The organism is Phenylobacterium sp., assembly GCF_016793225.1.
Taxonomy (GTDB): domain Bacteria; phylum Pseudomonadota; class Alphaproteobacteria; order Caulobacterales; family Caulobacteraceae; genus Phenylobacterium.
The window spans coordinates 1-14,797 of the sequence record NZ_JAEUMN010000117.1; the positions used below are offsets into that span (position 1 = coordinate 1).

Genomic DNA, 14,797 nt, shown 5'->3' on the forward strand with positions numbered 1-14,797 from the left:
GACGGCCGGCTGCCCTACAGCGCCGAGGGGCGGAAGCGGTTCGCCGAGGCGGTCACCGGGATCCGCACCAACTTCGACGGGCCCGAGGGACGCCAGGTGGCCGAGCGCTGCCTGATGGGCTTCGGCTCCACCGCGGGCCCACCGATGATGAACGTGCTCTACAACAACACCTATCAGATCCAGCAGACGGCGGACGCCGTGGTGATCGTCGTGGAGATGAACCACGATGCGCGGGTCATCCGGCTGGGCGAGACGCGCCGGCTGCCGGGACACGTCCGCCAGTGGATGGGCGAGTCCATCGGCCGGTGGGAGGGCGACACCCTGGTGGTCGAGACCACCGGCTTCCACCCGGGCGAACAGCTGCGGCCGGGCATTCCGACGACCTTCTACGTCTCGAAGGACGCCAAGGTGACCGAGCGCTTCACCCGCATCTCGGACCAGCAGATCCGCTACGAATTCACGGTCGACGATCCTGCGACGTACACGCGGCCCTGGAAGGGCGAGATGCCGTTCAACGCCGCCAAGGGCCCCGTGTACGAGTACGCCTGCCACGAAGGGAACTACGCCCTGCCGGGCATCCTGCGCGGCGCCCGCGTGGCCGAGGCCGAGGGTCGCAAGCCTGAGGCGGTGGACGTCGGGGAGTAGGCGCGCCGCAGGGTCGGGTCTCGACCCTATCCGACCGTCGTCGCGGCCTTGATTCGGCGGGAGCGAAGCGTCGCGCCGGCCAGCCCGAAGCCCGCGATCATCAGCGCCCAGGCGCCCGGCTCGGGGACCCCGCCGGGCGCGGCGGTCACCGTCATGGTCACGTCGTCGAGCCCCGGCGCGCCACGGGCCGACGACCCGCTGTTGCCGGTGAACTGAATCCGGACAACGCCCGAGAGCGGCACGACGCCGCTGACGGAGTACTGGGTCCATTCCGACGTCGAGGCGCCGGGCAGGTGCGCCAGGGTGATGGCGTTGGTCGCGGTCGTTTCGCCGAACAGGGTGGCGGTGAGCGTGCCCGCGCTGTTCTGCGCCCAGCGGCCCACCCAGAAGCTGAAGGTGACCGCGTCGCCGGCGTTCAGTCCGGTCACGTCCTGGTAGAGGCCGCCCGTGGGGCTGGCGCCGTTCATGTCCAGGAAGCGGCTGCCGCCGTGCGGGTCGAGCAACTGGGCGAAGCCCGCGCCGGTCTGGTTGTAGGCGTTGTCCAGGATGTCGGGCGCCTCGAGGCCGCTGACGCGGCTCCAGCCGGTCGGCGTCAGGGGGCCGCGATAGTACGTGCCGAAGTTGTAGGCCGGCCCCGCCTCGAAGCCGCCGTTGGTCAGCGTGGCCGCCATGGAAGGCGCCGCCACAAGCACACTCGCCGCCGCGACCGCGGCCGAAACAAACCTACGCATCCGATGAGCCCCATGCCACTTGCCCCGCAAAGCTGCGACGGCGATCAGGCTTGGACATCCCCCGATTGGGGGCCCGGGCGATGTCAGCCCCTCGCCGCCTCCCAGGCCTTCACGACGCTCTTCTTGGCGATCTTGCGGAAGCGGCGTTCCAGGAAGTTGCGGAACGAGCCGGCGTGAAGGGACTCGAGACGGGCCAGCACGCTGGGATAGTCCTTGTAGTGCGGCGTGATGTGGAAGGTCAGCGGCTCGGCCTCCATCAGCATCTCGCGCTCGTCGAACGGCACGTCGACCAGGACCACGCTGTCGTCCTCGGCGCGCAGGCGGGTGAGGAACTTGCCGTTCACCTTGAAGGCGGGCCGGCCGTAGCTCACGCCCTCCTCGGCGCCCGGGAAGCTCAGGGCGATGTCGCGCATCTCGTCACGGGTCATGACCGCGAGTGTGGCGCCGGGCGGCGGCGGTGTCAGCCGCCGCGTGACGCCGGCGCGTGCGCCGCCGGCCGCCGTCTCGCTGAGCGGGGGATGGGCGGCGAGACGAGAGGGCGTGTGAGGCGGCGGCGGGTGGACGGGCCGGGATGCGCGCGCGATGGTCGGCCCGTTCCACAAGAGGTGAGTCCTTGGGCGCAGGATCGATCGTGCGACGGCTCGCGGGCGCGGCGAACCGGGCGGTTCTGTCGGTCGCCGGCCGGTTCATGGACAAGCCCTACCTGATCCCGGACCTGCCGGCGCCGCGGCTGACGGCGCACCAGGGCCTCTTCGAGCAGGTGGTGGCGCTGGGCGACCGGCCGGGCTTCCGCATCCTCGAGATCGGCAGCCGCGAGGTCACGGGCAGCTACGGCCTGCGAAGCCGGCTGCAGCACGCGCAGTACGTGGGGTTCGACTACTACCTGGGCCCGAACGTCGACGTGGCGGGCGACGCGCACCGCCTGTCAGACCTGGTGGAGGGCCCCTTCGACCTCGTCTTCTCCACGGCGGTCTTCGAGCACCTGGCCATGCCGTGGGTGGTGGCCGAGGAGATCGCCAGGGTCGTGAAGCCGGGCGGCCACGTGCTGGTCGAGACGCACTTCTCGTACTCGGCCCATGAGCGGCCCTGGCACTTCTTCCAATTCAGCGACATGGGCCTGCGGGCCCTCTTCTCGCCGGCGCTGGGCTTCGAGGTGGTCGAGGCCACGATGCAGAACCCCATCGTCGGCCGCTTCTCGGCCTTCGCCGACCGCTACCTGCGGTTCCAGCCGGTGACCGCGCTCTACTGCCACGCCACGATCCTGGCCCGGAAGACGCGCGACGTACCCGGGTTCCGCTGGCGCGACGTCGACCTGGCGGCGGTGGTGGGCGAGACCGCCTATCCGCCGCCTCAGTAGGCCAGGGCCACGCCGTCCTTGCGCATCTCGGTGGCGGCGGCATAGCGGCCGGGCCAGCGCTGGATGGCCTGGTAGCCGCCGTAGCCGCCGGGATTGGGCTTGAACGTCCAGCCGATGCGGGCGAGCTCGGCCTTGGTCTTCTCCGGCACGCCGGTCTCGAGGTTCAGCACGCCGGGCTGGCCCAGGTCCTCGCCGGTGGGCTCGCTGCCGCCGGTATGATGCCAGCGCGGGCTGTCGCCCGCCTCCTGCAGGCCCAGGCCGAAGTCCACCAGGTTCGAGATCACCTGCGTCTGGCCCTGGGGCTGCATGTCGCCGCCCATGACGCCGAAGCTGAGGAGGGCGTCTCCATCCTTCGTGGCGAAGCCGGGGATGATGGTCTGGAAAGGCCGCTTGCCCGGGGCGTAGACGTTGGGATGTCCGTCGGCGAGGGCGAAGAGTTCGCCCCGGTTCTGGAACATGAAGCCCAGGCCGTCGGGCATGAGGCCCGAGCCCATGCCGCGGTAGTTGGACTGGATCAGGGACACCATCATGCCGTCCGCGTCGGCGGTGGTGAGGTAGGTCGTGTCGCCGTGTCCCGGCGCCTTGCCGGGATAGACGGCCGGCGCGATGCGGTCCGGCCGGATCAGGGCCGCACGGGCCTTGGCGTACTCCTTCGAGAGGAGCCACTCGACCGGCTGTCGATAGAAGGCCGGATCGGCGTAGAACCGTGCGCGGTCTTCGAAGGCCAGGCGCTTGGCCTCGACGCCGTGGTGGATCGCGGCCGCCGACTGGAAGCCCATGCCGCGCACGTCGAACTCGTCGAGGATGTTCAGCATCTGCAGCGTGACCAGGCCCTGGCTGTTCGGCGGCAGCGCCCAGACGTCGATGTCGCGGTAGCGGACCGACCGGGGCTCCACCCACTCGGACCGGTGGGCGGCCAGGTCCTCGCGGGTCATCCAGCCGCCGATGCGCCGGAAGTAGCGCTCGATCCGCTCGGCGATCTCGCCCTCGTAGAAGGCGCGGCCGCCGCCCTCGGCGATCAGGCGGTAGGTGCGGGCAAGGTCCGGATTGCGGAAGATCTCGCCCTCGCGCGGCGTGCGGCGTTCGGGGGCCCAGAGCCTGCGGAAGTTCTCGACCTCCTCGATCCCGGACTCGGGCCGCGTGAAGATGCGGTTCGAGGATTCCACGTAGAAGGCGGTGGCCTGGATGACCGGCGCGCCCTCCTCGGCGTGGCGGATCGCCGGCTCAAGCACGCGCTTCCAGGGCAGCTTGCCGTAGCGCTGGTGCAGGCTCCACCAGGCGTCGACGGCGCCGGGCACGCTGACGGTCACGGCGCCGTGCGACGGCAGGGTCCCGTTCGGCCGGGCGCGCCCGCGCACGGTGTCCAGGGACAGGCCGCGGGGGCTGCGGCCCGAGCCGTTGAGGCCGATGACCTTCTTCTGCTTGGGATCCCACAGCATGCAGAAGGCGTCGCCGCCGATGCCGCAGGCGATGGGCTCCCCGAAGCCCAGCACGGCGTTGGCCGCGATGGCGGCGTCCACCGCCGAGCCGCCCGCTTTCAGAATCTCGATGGCCGCCAGCGTCGCCAGCGGATGCGCGGTGGCGGCGGCGCCGTGCAGGCCCCAGGCCGCCGAGCGGCTGGCGAAGGTGGCGCCGTCCACCCGGTCGCCGGGCGCCACGTCGGGCCGGTCGCGGTTGGGGTTCTCGCCGCGGCTCGTGGCGAGGGCCGGCGCAGCGGCCGCGGCGGCGGGCAAGGCGGCGAGGAAGGTGCGGCGGCGCATGGCGGACTCCGGAGCGTTGCCGCCTACGTCTAGCAGGCCAGCGCGCCGTGGAGCGAGGGCTTGGAACCCGCAGCTGAGCCCTTCCATCTGGATCCCGGCCTTCGCCGGGATGACCCCGTGTGAGTCGGACTCTAGCCCTCGCTCCAGACCGCCAGCTCGTTGCCGGCGGGGTCGGTGAAGTGGAAGCGGCGGCCGCCGGGGAAGCTGAAGATGGGCTGGCTGATGACGCCGCCCGCGGCGCGGACCCTCGCCTCCATCGCCTCCAGGTCCCGGGCGTAGAGGATGACGAGCGGCTTGTTCACGGCCCCGGCTTCCGCGCTGCTCTGGAACCCGCCGTCGAGGCCTTCCGCGAAGGCGGCGTAGTCCGGCCCGTAGTCGGTGAAGCGCCACCCGAACGCCTGGGCGTAGAACGTCTTGGTTCCCGGCAGGTCGCCGCCGGGCAGCTCCACATAGTCGACCTTGCCGTCTTCACGCATGCCGAAGTTCCCTGTTTGTTCGCAAGCTAGCTGCGCTTCAGGGCAGAGTCCAGACGGCGGTCTTCTTGACCTCCATGTCCTCGAGTTCGCGGGTCGTGGGGACCTCGTACTGGGCGAGGCGGACGAGGCCCTCGCGGGGGAAGTAGCTGCGGCCCGGGTCGCCGATAAGCACCTCCGCGCCGGCCGCGCGGGCCTCGCCGAGCCAGGCCATGACACGCTCGGCCAGCGGCTTCTCGTAGCAGATGTCGCCCGCCAGGATGACCTCGGCCCAGGCCGGCGGCGACGCGTCGAGCAGGTCGGCGTCCGTGAACGCGCAGGCCACGCCGTTGGCCTCGGCGTTGAGCGCCAGCGCCGCGCCGCAGAACGCGTCGATGTCGGCGGCCAGGACCCGGGCGGCGCCGGCCCTCGCGGCCGCGATGCCGACGATGCCCGAGCCCGACGCGAAGTCGATCACGCCCCTGCCGGCCACGACGCCCGGGTTGTCCAGCACGTAGCGGGCGAGCGCCTGGCCGCCCGCCCAGGCGAACGCCCAGAACGGCGGCGGCAGCCCGATCTCGGCGAGCGCTTCCTCGGTCATCCGCCAGATCGGCGTGATCTCGTCGGCCAGGTGAAGCTGCAGTTCGGGCGTATGCGGCGGCCGCTGCGGGCGCGTGTTGTCGAGGATGAACTGACGGCGGTCGACGATCATCGCCCTAACTCCCACGTCCCGCGCATCGGCGGGAGGGGGCGCGGCCCCGCGTTCAGGCCTGAACGTCCTCGAAGTGGACGAACTCGATCGCGTCGTAGTCCTGCAGCCAGTCCACGAAGGAGCCTGCGACCTCGGCCACCTCGCCCGTCTCGTGGTCCATGCGCACCACGGGGGCGTCGGTCGGGCGCGGCTCGCCGCTGGCGGGGCAGAGGAAGCCGTAGCGGTCGCCCATGCAGTCCGAGGCGAAGGGCACGAACGCGGCGGGCGTGGCCGCCGTGCGGTAGTCGTCGAGCCGCGCGATGGTCTCGGCCGGGGTGAAGAACTCGCCGACGTCCCCGCAATCGGCGTCGGCCTCGACGATGCTGGTGAGCAGCGAGCCCGTCAGGCGCGGCAGGCCCACCGCGACCAGGGCGTCATGATAGGCGCGCGGGAAGAGGCGGCCGATGCTGTACTCGGTGATCGCCAGGTCGCCCGGGTCGATGACCACGGGGGGCGTGTGCGGGCTTCCCCACTTGGTCGCGAAGCGCTGCAGCGCGAGTTCGGCCGGGCTCACTGGATGACCGCGCGGACCACGCCGCGCTCCTCGGGCGTAGGGCTGCCGCCACGGTCTTCGCCCACGGGTCGCGAGGTCGCCAGGCGCAGGACGTCGAGGTAGCTGGGCGCGGTGAGCATGCGCGGCAGCACCCCCTTGGCCTTCAGCAGCCGATGCGTCCGGGGCAGGTTGTAGCAGGGCACATGCATGAACATGTGATGCTCGCAGTGGTAGTTCACATAGTAGGGCGCGAGGAACACCCGCTCCAGCAGACTGGCGTGCGTGGTCCGCGCGTGGCGCAACGGATCGGGCTCGTCCTTGGCGATGCAGGCGTGCTCGGCGATGTTGCGCAGGCGGGTGACCATGGGCAGCCAGGTCGCCGACGGCAGCCACCAGAGCACGAACCAGGCCCAGCCGTAGCCGAACGGGGCGGTGAGCGCGATCGTGACGGCGCCCCAGACGAAGAACTTCGGCCGCGACCGGACGAACTTCCACAGGATCGACGCCACGCTGTCGCCGGGCTTGCGCTCCCGGATCCGGCGGAACAGCGGCGCCCAGCGCTGCTTGAGGTGCGTCTGGCCGGTGAGGTCCCGGATGATCTTGCGGCGAAGGCTCGTGCGGGTGATCGGGAAGGGGGCGGACAGGCCCAGGTCCGGATCCTCGGACTGCTGGGCGAACTTGTGATGGCCCAGGTGGTAGTTCCGGTACTGGACCAGACCGCCGGGCGTCAGGTTCTCGCCCACCCAGTCGTTGACCTTCAGGTTCGGGTGCAGCGCGCCGTGGGCCGCGTCGTGCATGAGGATGGCGAGGCCCAGCTGGCGGGCGCCGATGATCATCACCGCGAGCGGGATGGTGACCGGCCAGGCCATGGCCATGGCGGCGGCGAGCAGGATCACGCCCCAGCCATGGGCCACGAGCGCCAGGCCCTTCCAGGACGAGCGCGCCGACAGGGGCGTCCACTCGGCGGGGCTGAAGAAGTCCTTGGGCGCGACACGGGCGGCGACGGCCATCAGCGGGCTCCGGCGGTTCTGGCGGGTTCAGGGCGCAGCAGGGCCATCATCTCGTCGACGGCGTCCCCGATCGAGGTCTCGGTGGCCCCTTCGCGCAGGGTGACTCCCAGGGCCAGGGTCCAGAAGCGGCGGGCGGCCACGCCCGCATCGCCGTCGGCACGCCACCCGCGCCGGCTGCGGGCCTCGGCGTAGGCGCGGTCGCCCTCGGCGTGGAGCCGTTCGAAGGTGCGCGCGATCTGGGGCGCGAGATCGGGGCGGCGGCGGGTGAGCGAAAGCGCCTCCACGAACAGCGCCAGGCCCGGAGACCCGATCACCGTCTCCACGAGGCGGCGGTTGTAGTCCGATCCGCTGACCGCCCCCGCGGCGGCCTGCTCGGCCTGGCGCGCCACGTAGAGCACCTCCCGGCAGGCGGCCTCCACGAACAGCGCTTCCTTGGTGCGGAAGTAGTAGGTGACCTGGCTGGGGTAGGCGTCCGCCGCGGCGGCGATCTCGGCGACGGACACGCCCGAAAGGCCCCTGGCCTTGAACATCTCCACGGCGGCGTCGAGCAGGCGCGAGCGCATCCGCCGGCCCGTCTCGCGGACGGCGCGTACCTCGGCGAGGGGCTGCACGGTCGCCATGAATGAGTTGTATGGCGTACAAGAACCTGTGTCAAAGGCGTCAGGCCGCCGCTTCGTTTGCCGGCGCACCCGAGCGGCGCGCCTGCGCCAATTTGACGCCGCATCCATTCGGCCGGCGGCCACGTGGCGGTCACAAGCGGCCGCGATCCTCCACGCATGCGTACGGAGGCAGTTGTGATGCGTCGGGGATGGTTCAGTGGATTGCTGCGGTTGATGCGGAAGCCGCCGCGGAAGAAGGCGATGGCGCTTCCCGGTTGGGCGGGCAAGCGGTCCGTCTGAACGGTGAGGCTCTAGCTGAGGGCGCCGGCCGCCAGCGCCACGACGAGCATGAGGCCCGCCGAGGTGTTGGACTTGAAGAGGCGCAGCGCCAGCGCGGGGTTGTCCAAGCGGACACGCCGCGCCTGCAGCGCAAGGTGGATGGCGAAGGCGAAGAGGGCGAGGTGGAAGCCCGCTCCCAGGCCGGCCGCCTGGCCAGCCACGAAGGCGGCGGTGACGGCCAGGAAATAAAAGCCCATCACCGCCTTCGGCGCGGCGCGGCCAAGCCGTCGCGCCGAGGATTTCACGCCGGCCAGGGCGTCGTCCTCGAGGTCCTGGATCGCGTAGATCGTGTCGTAGCCCAGGGTCCAGAACACGCCGCTCGCGTAGAGCAGGATCGCGGCTGCGCTGAGATGGCCGTAGTCGAGCAGGACGAAGCCCTGCGTCTGCCAGGTCCAGGCGCCGCCCAGCACCGACCCGCCGGTGGCGGCGGCGTAGCCCAGCAGCGCGCCCCAGTTGAAGGTCAGCCCCAGCCAGGCCTGCGGCCACCAGGTGATCCGCTTCATGAACGGGTAGGCGGCGACCAGCGCCAGCGAGGCCACCCCCAGCGCCACCGCGAGCGGAGACAGCGCCAGCAGGATCACGAGCGAGACCAGGCTGCACGCGATCAGGAAGGCCCAGGCCTGCTTCACCCGGATCTGGCCCGAGGCCACCGGCCGGCCGGCCGTGCGCGCCACCTTGGCGTCGATGTCGCGGTCGACGATGTCGTTGTAGGCGCAGCCCGCCGCGCGCATGAGCGCCGCACCCACGAAGAACAGCGCGAGCAGCATGGGGTCGGGCAGGCGGCCGTCCTCGGCCGCGGCCAGCGTGATTCCCTGCCATCCCGGCAGCATCAGCAGCCAGACGCCCACCGGCCGGTCGAACCGTCCCAGCTTCAGCCAGGGCCGCAGGCGCGCCGGGGCCCATCGGTCGACCCAGTTGGTCGGCGCGGCGTCGGGCAGGGGCGCGGAAGGCTTCATGCCCTCCCTTTATGAGGCGGGGCAGGCCGGCGCCAGCGGGCCGGAGCGGGAAGTGCGCCGCGCTCCGGGGCGGTGGGACTGTGTCTCCCGCGCCACCCCTGGCGCTCGGAACGACGTGGGATGACCTCGTTCCTTGACCGTTCGATCGACCCCGCCTAGCGTCCAAGCCTTCGAGGCCACGAACGAGGGAGGTCCGTCGGAATGACAGCTGTCGCGATGACCAAACCCTGCGCGCGTCGTCTCGGGCCGCCGCCGCCGCTCCTGTAACTCCGAGCCGCTTCGCCGCGTGGCCTGACGGGCCGCCTCCGCGAAGCGATCCCGCGCGCCTCCAGAAGACCGCCCAGCCGAGGGCCTCCGGGCCTGTCGGCTCGAAGCCTACCGCGAAGCCCATCGACCTTTTTCCGCGCAGGACCATGTGCGGGCTCCAGAGGAGCCGCCGGTCCGGCGCCCGCATTCGAGACCGCCATGACCGACCACTACGAGGACGAAGAAGAAACCCGCCAGCGCCAGCTCTCCAATCGCAAGGTGCTCGGATTCATCGCCACCTACTGGCGCCGCCGGCCCTGGCTGCTGGCGGCGACCGTCGTGCTGACCCTGATCGCCATCGGGTTCGACCTGATGCTGCCCTGGGCGGCCGGGCGGCTGGTGGACGCCGTCGCCGCCGGCCCCGGCGACCCGGATCCCGCCTGGCGGGCGTGGCTGATGTTCGTGGGCGTCTACCTGGCGTTCTCGGTGATCCGGAACACCGCCATGCGCTTCCTGACGCCCTTCTCGGCCAACAACATGAAGGACATGACGGACGACGGCTTCCGCCGCGTGCAGAGCTTCTCGTCCGACTGGCACGCCGACACCTTCGCCGGCGCGACCGTGCGGCGGCTGAGCCGCGCCATGTGGGGCTACGACACCGTCACGGACGCCGTGCTCATCTGGTTCGGGCCCGCGGCCATCGTGCTGGGCGGCCTTTGCGTGATGATGTTCGTGCGCTGGCCGGGCGTGGGCCTCTTCGCCATGGGCGTGACGGTGCTCTACGTGCTCTCGAACATCTTCCTGACCTCGATCTACGCCCGTCCGGCCAACCTGAAGTCGGTGGCGCTGGACTCGCGGATCGGCGGGGCGCTGGCGGATTCCATCTCGTCGAACGCCACGGTGAAGACCTTCGGCGCCGAGGCCCGCGAGGAGGCGCGCATCGGCAGCGTCACCGAGCTGTGGCGCAAGGCGACCATCCGCACCTGGAACCGCTTCACCGACCTGTGGCTGCTGCACAACCTGCTGCTGGTGGCGCTGCAGGCCGGGCTGACCGGCCTTCTCCTGCGGGAGTGGGCGGTGGGGCGCGCCACGGCGGGCGACATCGCCTTCGCGGTGACGGCGTTCATGCTGATGAGCGGCTACCTGCGCAACATCGGCGAGAACATCCGCATGGCCCAGCGCGGCATGGACGACGTGGAGGACGTGGCCCGCTACGCCCAGACCGATCCGCAGGTGCTGGACCGGCCGGACGCCTCGGCCTTCCGCCCCGAACAGGGCGAGATCGTCTTCGACCGGGTGACCTTCCGCTACAAGTCGGCCGCCGAGCCGCTGTACGACCGCTTCACCCTGCGGATCGCGCCCGGCGAGCGCGTGGCTCTGGTGGGCCCGACGGGGTCCGGCAAGTCGACGTTCGTGAAGCTGATCCAGCGGCTCTACGACCTGCAGGACGGCGCCATCCTGATCGACGGCCAGGACGTGAGCCACGTCAGCCAGGGCAGCCTGCGGCGCGCCATCGCCGTGGTGCCGCAGGACCCGGCGCTGTTCCACCGCACGCTGGCGGAGAACATCAGTTACGCGCGTCCCGACGCCACGCCCGAGGAGATCGTCCTGGCGGCGCGGCGGGCCCGGGCGCACGAGTTCATCTCCCGTCTGCCGAAGGGGTACGACACCCTGGTGGGCGAGCGCGGCGTGAAGCTCTCGGGCGGCGAGCGGCAGCGGGTGGCGATCGCCCGCGCCTTCCTGGCCGACGCGCCGATCCTGGTGCTGGACGAGGCGACCAGTTCGCTGGACGTGGAGACCGAGCGGCAGGTGCAGGCGGCGATGGAGGAGCTGATGGCGGGCCGCACGACCATCGTCATCGCCCACCGGCTGTCCACCATCCGCGGCGCCGACCGGATCCTCGTGTTCGAGAGCGGCCGGATCGTCGAGGAGGGGCGGCATGCGGACCTGGTGAAGCGGGGCGGCGCCTATGCCCGGCTGCACGCGGTCACGGAGGGCGCAGCCTAATCGCGCTCTCGCGCCTCACGCCCCCTCCGTCTCGCCGCTTCCTCGGCGATCCACCTCCCCCGCGGGGCGGGGGAGGAGCGGGAGGGTGCTCCTCCCCTGCGAAGCGGGGGAGGTGGCTGACGGCGCAGCCGTCAGACGGAGGGGGCGCGTCGGCCGATCCTCTCGGCCGCCATCGCCAGATCCACGCCGTGACGTGCTCGGGATCCCTGGGCACGGCCGCCGCCGAGATCCGCACGACCTCGATCCCCTCGCGCCTCAGGAACGCATCCCGCCGCGCGTCGCGCTGCGCACGATCGCCGAAGCCGTGGCCCTGCCCATCGATCTCGACGCAGAGGCGGGCCGAGGCGCAGTAGACGTCGAGGACGTAGGGGTGGACCGGATGCTGGCGGCGGAACGCTGGTCGCCCCGGCTCGCGCCGTCGGACGCGCACCCAGATCAGCTTTTCCGGAAGGCTGAGCCCGCCGCGGAGGGCCTTGGCGCGGGCGTGCGTCCGCGCGGGCGATCTCATGACGCCCCCTCCTTCTCGCCGCCGGTAACGAGTGGGGCGAGGGCGGGGGCGAGGTCGCCGCGGGGGCGGACCTGGACCGAACCCAGGCCCAGCCAGCCCGCCATGCGCTGGAGCTCGGCGGCGAGCTTCGCCGGGGTGTCGGGCGAGGCCCAGGGCTCGGCGTGCGCGGACTGCGCCACGAGGACGCCCGCCTTGCGGTCGGCCTTGAGGTCCACGCGCGCGGTCAGCGCGTCGCCCTCGAGGAACGGCAGGACGTAGTAGCCGTGCTGGCGCTTGTGCGCCGGCGTGTAGATCTCGATCCGGTAGCGGACGCCGAACATCCGCTCGGTGCGGTCGCGGAACCAGATGGCGTTGTCGAAGGGCGAGAGCAGCGCCGCGGCCTCGATCCGGCGGGGCCGGCGCGCGGCGGGGTCGAGGTAGGCGGGCTCGCGCCAGCCCTTCACGGTAACGGGTACGAGCTCGCCGGCCTCCACGAGCTCGGCCAGGCGGTCCTTCGCGCCGTCGACCGGCATGCGGAAGTAGTCGCGCAGGTCGCGGGCGGTGGCCACGCCCATGGCGCGGGCGGCGATGCGGTAGAGCTCGCGCTGGGCGTCGGCGCGCGGCGGCGTCGGCGCGTCGAGGACGGCCTTCGGCAGCACCCGTTCCGGCAGGCCGTAGACGCGCTCGAAGGTCCCGCGCCGGGTGGCGGTGGTGAGCTCGCCGGTCCAGAACAGCGCCTCGACCGCCCGCTTGGCCTCGCTCCAGCCCCACCAGCCGCCTTCGCCCTTGTGCCCCATCTCCAGCTCGGAGGCGGCGAGGGGGCCGCGGTCGCGGATCTCGTCCAGGACCCGATCGACGAAATCGCGCCGTTCGCGCAGGAAGCGGGCGATGCCCTTCCACACGCCGACGCCGTCGTGGGCGTCCTGCATGCGCCAGCGGAGCAGCGGCTGCTGCGCCAGCGGGAGGAGCGAGGCCTCGTGCGCCCAGTACTCGAACAGCGGCCGCTTCCTGGCCCACGCGACCTCCTCCAGCAACTCGCGCGGATAGGCCCCCAGGCGCGAGAAGAAGGGCAGGTAGTGCGTGCGCGAGACCACGTTCACCGAGTCGATCTGCACCACGCCGAGCCGTTCGATCGTCCGCACAAGCTGGCGGCACCCCGCGGGCGCGTCGCGGTCGCCGCCGAGGCCCTGGGCGGCAAGGGCGATGCGGCGCGCCTCGGCGGCGGAAAGGGTGTCCTTCATGCGGGCCTCCGAAGACTCCCCGGCAGGCTAGCCGCCGAACAAAGGCGGAACAAGATTGAGTCAACGGATGGTTAACAGCCTTGGCCTTACCGCCTGCGCGCGCGGAACAAAGCGAGATGACCTGTGGTCGATTGTCGCGCCTGGTGCAAACGATGGTTGCGCGCCGGGATCAGGGCTCCAGTCGGCCGTCCGCGAGCGCCGCGGTCGAGAACTCGAACACCACCTCAGGGTCCGGGGGCTCGATGCGGTCCGCGATCGCCGGCGGCGCCAGGACCCTCAGGAGATGGCGCATGATGCTGGCCCGGGCGACCTTCTTGCGATCGGTGCGGACGATGGTCCAGGGCGCCTCGGGCAGGTGGGTGCGCCGGAGCATCTCGTCGCGCGCCGCCGAGTAGTCGCTCCACTTCTCCTGCGCCACCGCGTCCAAGGGACTGATCTTCAGCGCCTTCAGCGGGTCGGTCCGCCGGGCCTCGAGCCGCGCCGCCTGCTCCTCGCGCGAGATGTCGAGCCAGAGCTTGACGATCTGGACGCCCGAGTTGACCAGCATGCGCTCGAAGACGGGCACGTCGCGCAGGAATCGCTCCTGCTCGTCGGGCGTGGCGAACCCCATCACCCGTTCGACGCCGGCCCGGTTGTACCAGGAGCGGTTGAGGATCACGAGTTCGCCCTCAGCCGGCAGGTGCTCGACGTAGCGTTGGAAGTACCACTGGCTGCGCTCGCGCTCGGTCGGCTTCGGCAGGGCGACCACCCGGGTGGCGCGGATCGACAGGTGCTCGACGATGCGCTTGATCGCGCCGTCCTTGCCCGCGGTGTCGCGGCCCTCGAAGATCACCAGGTCGCGCTCGCCCGCGGCGATGGCGTGCTGCTGGAAGCGGACCAGGGCCGCCTGCAGGGCTTCGACGTCGTCGTCTTGTTCGGCCATGAACCTCTCTCGTCGGCTGGCGTGCGCGGTCCGCCGGATGCGGCTGCGGCAAGGTCGCGCTAGAACGCGCGAATGATCCGCCTGTTCGTTCCCCACGACCTCTCGACCGGCGCACGCCTCGACCTGGACGAGGGGCAGAGCCGGTACCTCGCCGCGGTGATGCGGCAGGCGCCGGGCGACGCCGTGGCGGTGTTCAACGGCCGCGACGGGGAATGGCGCGCGGTGGTGGCGAGCGTGACCAAGCGCGGCGTCAGCCTCGATGTGGACGCTCTTGCGCGGCCGCAGGCCGAGGGGCCCGACCTGGACCTGGTCGTCGCCCTGGTGAAGCGCGCGCGGCTGGAAACCATCGTGGAGAAGGCCGCGGAACTCGGCGCCCGGCGCGTGCGCCCGGTGATCACCGAGCGGACCCAGGCCGACCACACCCGGGTCGACCGGCTGCAGGCCATCGCCGTCGAGGCCTCGGAACAGACCGGCCGGCTGGACGTGCCGCAGGTCCTGGAGCCGGTCCGGCTGGAGCGGATGCTCGCCGACTGGGAGGCGGGGCGACGGCTGCTGTTCTGCGACGAGGCCGGCGAGGCGCGCCCGGTGCTGCAGGCGGTGGACGGCGCCGGCGCCTGGGCGATCCTGATCGGACCCGAGGGCGGGTTCTCGCCGCGCGAGCGCGCCGTGCTGCGGGCGCTGCCCTTCGCGACGCCGGCGGGCCTGGGCCCGCGGATCCTGCGCGCCGACACGGCCGCGATCAGCGCGCTGACGCTGTGGCAGGCGGCGGTCGGGGACTGGCGATAGCCCCCGCTCGGCCCG

Annotated in this window: 15 protein-coding genes and 1 pseudogene; 4 read left to right on the forward strand and 12 right to left on the reverse strand. The window is 71.8% G+C overall.

Annotation, left to right across the window (positions count from 1 at the left end; translation table 11 throughout):
* Positions 1-645, forward strand: a pseudogene (locus tag JNK30_RS13900) (hypothetical protein); the annotation flags it as partial.
* Between the two features lie 26 nt (positions 646-671).
* On the opposite strand, the gene JNK30_RS13905 reads toward JNK30_RS13900, so the two are convergent.
* Together JNK30_RS13905 and JNK30_RS13910 are read right to left on the reverse strand one after the other, a co-directional pair.
* Positions 672-1,316: a PEPxxWA-CTERM sorting domain-containing protein gene (locus JNK30_RS13905; protein ID WP_293483019.1), complete on the reverse strand. Its 645-nt coding sequence runs from the start codon at positions 1,314-1,316 to the stop codon at positions 672-674.
* 143 nt (positions 1,317-1,459) lie between these two features.
* The gene (locus JNK30_RS13910; RefSeq protein WP_293483020.1) at positions 1,460-1,804 is read right to left on the reverse strand and encodes an MmcQ/YjbR family DNA-binding protein; all 345 of its coding nucleotides are present in this window, start codon (positions 1,802-1,804) and stop codon (positions 1,460-1,462) included.
* 203 nt (positions 1,805-2,007) lie between these two features.
* Between JNK30_RS13910 and JNK30_RS13915 the strand changes: the two genes are divergently transcribed.
* On the forward strand, positions 2,008-2,733 hold the full coding sequence (locus JNK30_RS13915; protein ID WP_293483022.1) for a class I SAM-dependent methyltransferase: 726 nt from the start codon (positions 2,008-2,010) through the stop codon (positions 2,731-2,733).
* On the opposite strand, the gene JNK30_RS13920 is transcribed toward JNK30_RS13915, so the two are convergent.
* The 7 genes from JNK30_RS13920 to ubiA form a co-directional block, all read right to left on the reverse strand.
* Positions 2,727-4,493 (reverse strand): gamma-glutamyltransferase family protein, encoded by a 1,767-nt coding sequence (locus tag JNK30_RS13920; RefSeq protein ID WP_293483023.1) that lies wholly within the window; start codon positions 4,491-4,493, stop codon positions 2,727-2,729. The genes JNK30_RS13915 and JNK30_RS13920 overlap by 7 nt on opposite strands.
* A gap of 131 nt (positions 4,494-4,624) precedes the next feature.
* A complete protein-coding gene (locus JNK30_RS13925; RefSeq protein ID WP_293483024.1) occupies positions 4,625-4,969 on the reverse strand; it encodes a VOC family protein in 345 nt (114 codons plus the stop codon).
* A 37-nt stretch (positions 4,970-5,006) separates the two neighbouring features.
* Positions 5,007-5,657, reverse strand: a complete 651-nt coding sequence (locus JNK30_RS13930; RefSeq protein WP_293483025.1) for a methyltransferase — start codon at positions 5,655-5,657, stop codon at positions 5,007-5,009.
* Positions 5,658-5,709: 52 nt separating this feature from the next.
* Entirely contained in the window at positions 5,710-6,210 is a 501-nt protein-coding gene (locus JNK30_RS13935; RefSeq protein ID WP_293483026.1) for an SMI1/KNR4 family protein, read from the reverse strand.
* Positions 6,207-7,199: a fatty acid desaturase family protein gene (locus JNK30_RS13940; RefSeq protein ID WP_293483027.1), complete on the reverse strand. Its 993-nt coding sequence runs from the start codon at positions 7,197-7,199 to the stop codon at positions 6,207-6,209. The genes JNK30_RS13935 and JNK30_RS13940 overlap by 4 nt, the downstream gene beginning before the upstream one ends.
* Positions 7,199-7,819 (reverse strand): TetR/AcrR family transcriptional regulator C-terminal domain-containing protein, encoded by a 621-nt coding sequence (locus JNK30_RS13945; protein ID WP_293483028.1) that lies wholly within the window; start codon positions 7,817-7,819, stop codon positions 7,199-7,201. Before JNK30_RS13945 ends, JNK30_RS13940 begins: the two co-directional genes overlap by 1 nt.
* Positions 7,820-8,109: 290 nt before the next feature.
* Entirely contained in the window at positions 8,110-9,093 is a 984-nt protein-coding gene (gene ubiA, locus JNK30_RS13950) for a 4-hydroxybenzoate octaprenyltransferase (RefSeq protein WP_293483030.1), read from the reverse strand.
* 465 nt (positions 9,094-9,558) lie between these two features.
* On the opposite strand from ubiA, the gene JNK30_RS13955 reads away from it, so the two are divergent.
* Positions 9,559-11,346 carry an ABC transporter ATP-binding protein gene (locus JNK30_RS13955; protein WP_293483032.1) on the forward strand — a complete coding sequence of 596 codons (1,788 nt, stop codon included), beginning with the start codon at positions 9,559-9,561 and terminating at the stop codon, positions 11,344-11,346.
* On the opposite strand, the gene JNK30_RS23000 is transcribed toward JNK30_RS13955, so the two are convergent.
* The 3 genes from JNK30_RS23000 to ppk2 all read right to left on the reverse strand — a co-directional run bounded on the left by JNK30_RS23000 (position 11,327) and on the right by ppk2 (position 13,996).
* Positions 11,327-11,854 carry an endonuclease domain-containing protein gene (locus JNK30_RS23000; RefSeq protein WP_367118753.1) on the reverse strand — a complete coding sequence of 176 codons (528 nt, stop codon included), beginning with the start codon at positions 11,852-11,854 and terminating at the stop codon, positions 11,327-11,329. The genes JNK30_RS13955 and JNK30_RS23000 overlap by 20 nt on opposite strands.
* The gene (locus JNK30_RS13960) at positions 11,851-13,074 is read right to left on the reverse strand and encodes a winged helix-turn-helix domain-containing protein (protein WP_293483034.1); all 1,224 of its coding nucleotides are present in this window, start codon (positions 13,072-13,074) and stop codon (positions 11,851-11,853) included. The genes JNK30_RS23000 and JNK30_RS13960 overlap by 4 nt, the downstream gene beginning before the upstream one ends.
* Positions 13,075-13,243: 169 nt before the next feature.
* A complete protein-coding gene (ppk2, locus tag JNK30_RS13965; RefSeq protein WP_293483036.1) occupies positions 13,244-13,996 on the reverse strand; it encodes a polyphosphate kinase 2 in 753 nt (250 codons plus the stop codon).
* Positions 13,997-14,068: 72 nt separating this feature from the next.
* Between ppk2 and JNK30_RS13970 the strand changes: the two genes are divergently transcribed.
* Positions 14,069-14,782, forward strand: a complete 714-nt coding sequence (locus JNK30_RS13970) for a 16S rRNA (uracil(1498)-N(3))-methyltransferase (protein ID WP_293483038.1) — start codon at positions 14,069-14,071, stop codon at positions 14,780-14,782.
* Positions 14,783-14,797 lie beyond the last annotated feature (15 nt).

Excerpts from the sequence above, each read along its gene's own strand:
- JNK30_RS13960 (WP_293483034.1), bottom strand. The coding sequence starts at position 13,074 with ATGAAGGACACCCTTTCCGCCGCCGAGGCGCGCCGCATCGCCCTTGCC.
- JNK30_RS13920 (WP_293483023.1), bottom strand. The coding sequence starts at position 4,493 with ATGCGCCGCCGCACCTTCCTCGCCGCCTTGCCCGCCGCCGCGGCCGCT.
- JNK30_RS23000 (WP_367118753.1), bottom strand. The coding sequence starts at position 11,854 with ATGAGATCGCCCGCGCGGACGCACGCCCGCGCCAAGGCCCTCCGCGGC.
- JNK30_RS13955 (WP_293483032.1), top strand. The coding sequence starts at position 9,559 with ATGACCGACCACTACGAGGACGAAGAAGAAACCCGCCAGCGCCAGCTC.
- ubiA (WP_293483030.1), bottom strand. The coding sequence starts at position 9,093 with ATGAAGCCTTCCGCGCCCCTGCCCGACGCCGCGCCGACCAACTGGGTC.
- JNK30_RS13945 (WP_293483028.1), bottom strand. The coding sequence starts at position 7,819 with ATGGCGACCGTGCAGCCCCTCGCCGAGGTACGCGCCGTCCGCGAGACG.
- JNK30_RS13925 (WP_293483024.1), bottom strand. The coding sequence starts at position 4,969 with ATGCGTGAAGACGGCAAGGTCGACTATGTGGAGCTGCCCGGCGGCGAC.
- JNK30_RS13940 (WP_293483027.1), bottom strand. The coding sequence starts at position 7,199 with ATGGCCGTCGCCGCCCGTGTCGCGCCCAAGGACTTCTTCAGCCCCGCC.
- JNK30_RS13970 (WP_293483038.1), top strand. The coding sequence starts at position 14,069 with ATGATCCGCCTGTTCGTTCCCCACGACCTCTCGACCGGCGCACGCCTC.
- JNK30_RS13930 (WP_293483025.1), bottom strand. The coding sequence starts at position 5,657 with ATGATCGTCGACCGCCGTCAGTTCATCCTCGACAACACGCGCCCGCAG.
- JNK30_RS13905 (WP_293483019.1), bottom strand. The coding sequence starts at position 1,316 with ATGGCGGCCACGCTGACCAACGGCGGCTTCGAGGCGGGGCCGGCCTAC.
- JNK30_RS13910 (WP_293483020.1), bottom strand. The coding sequence starts at position 1,804 with ATGACCCGTGACGAGATGCGCGACATCGCCCTGAGCTTCCCGGGCGCC.
- ppk2 (WP_293483036.1), bottom strand. The coding sequence starts at position 13,996 with ATGGCCGAACAAGACGACGACGTCGAAGCCCTGCAGGCGGCCCTGGTC.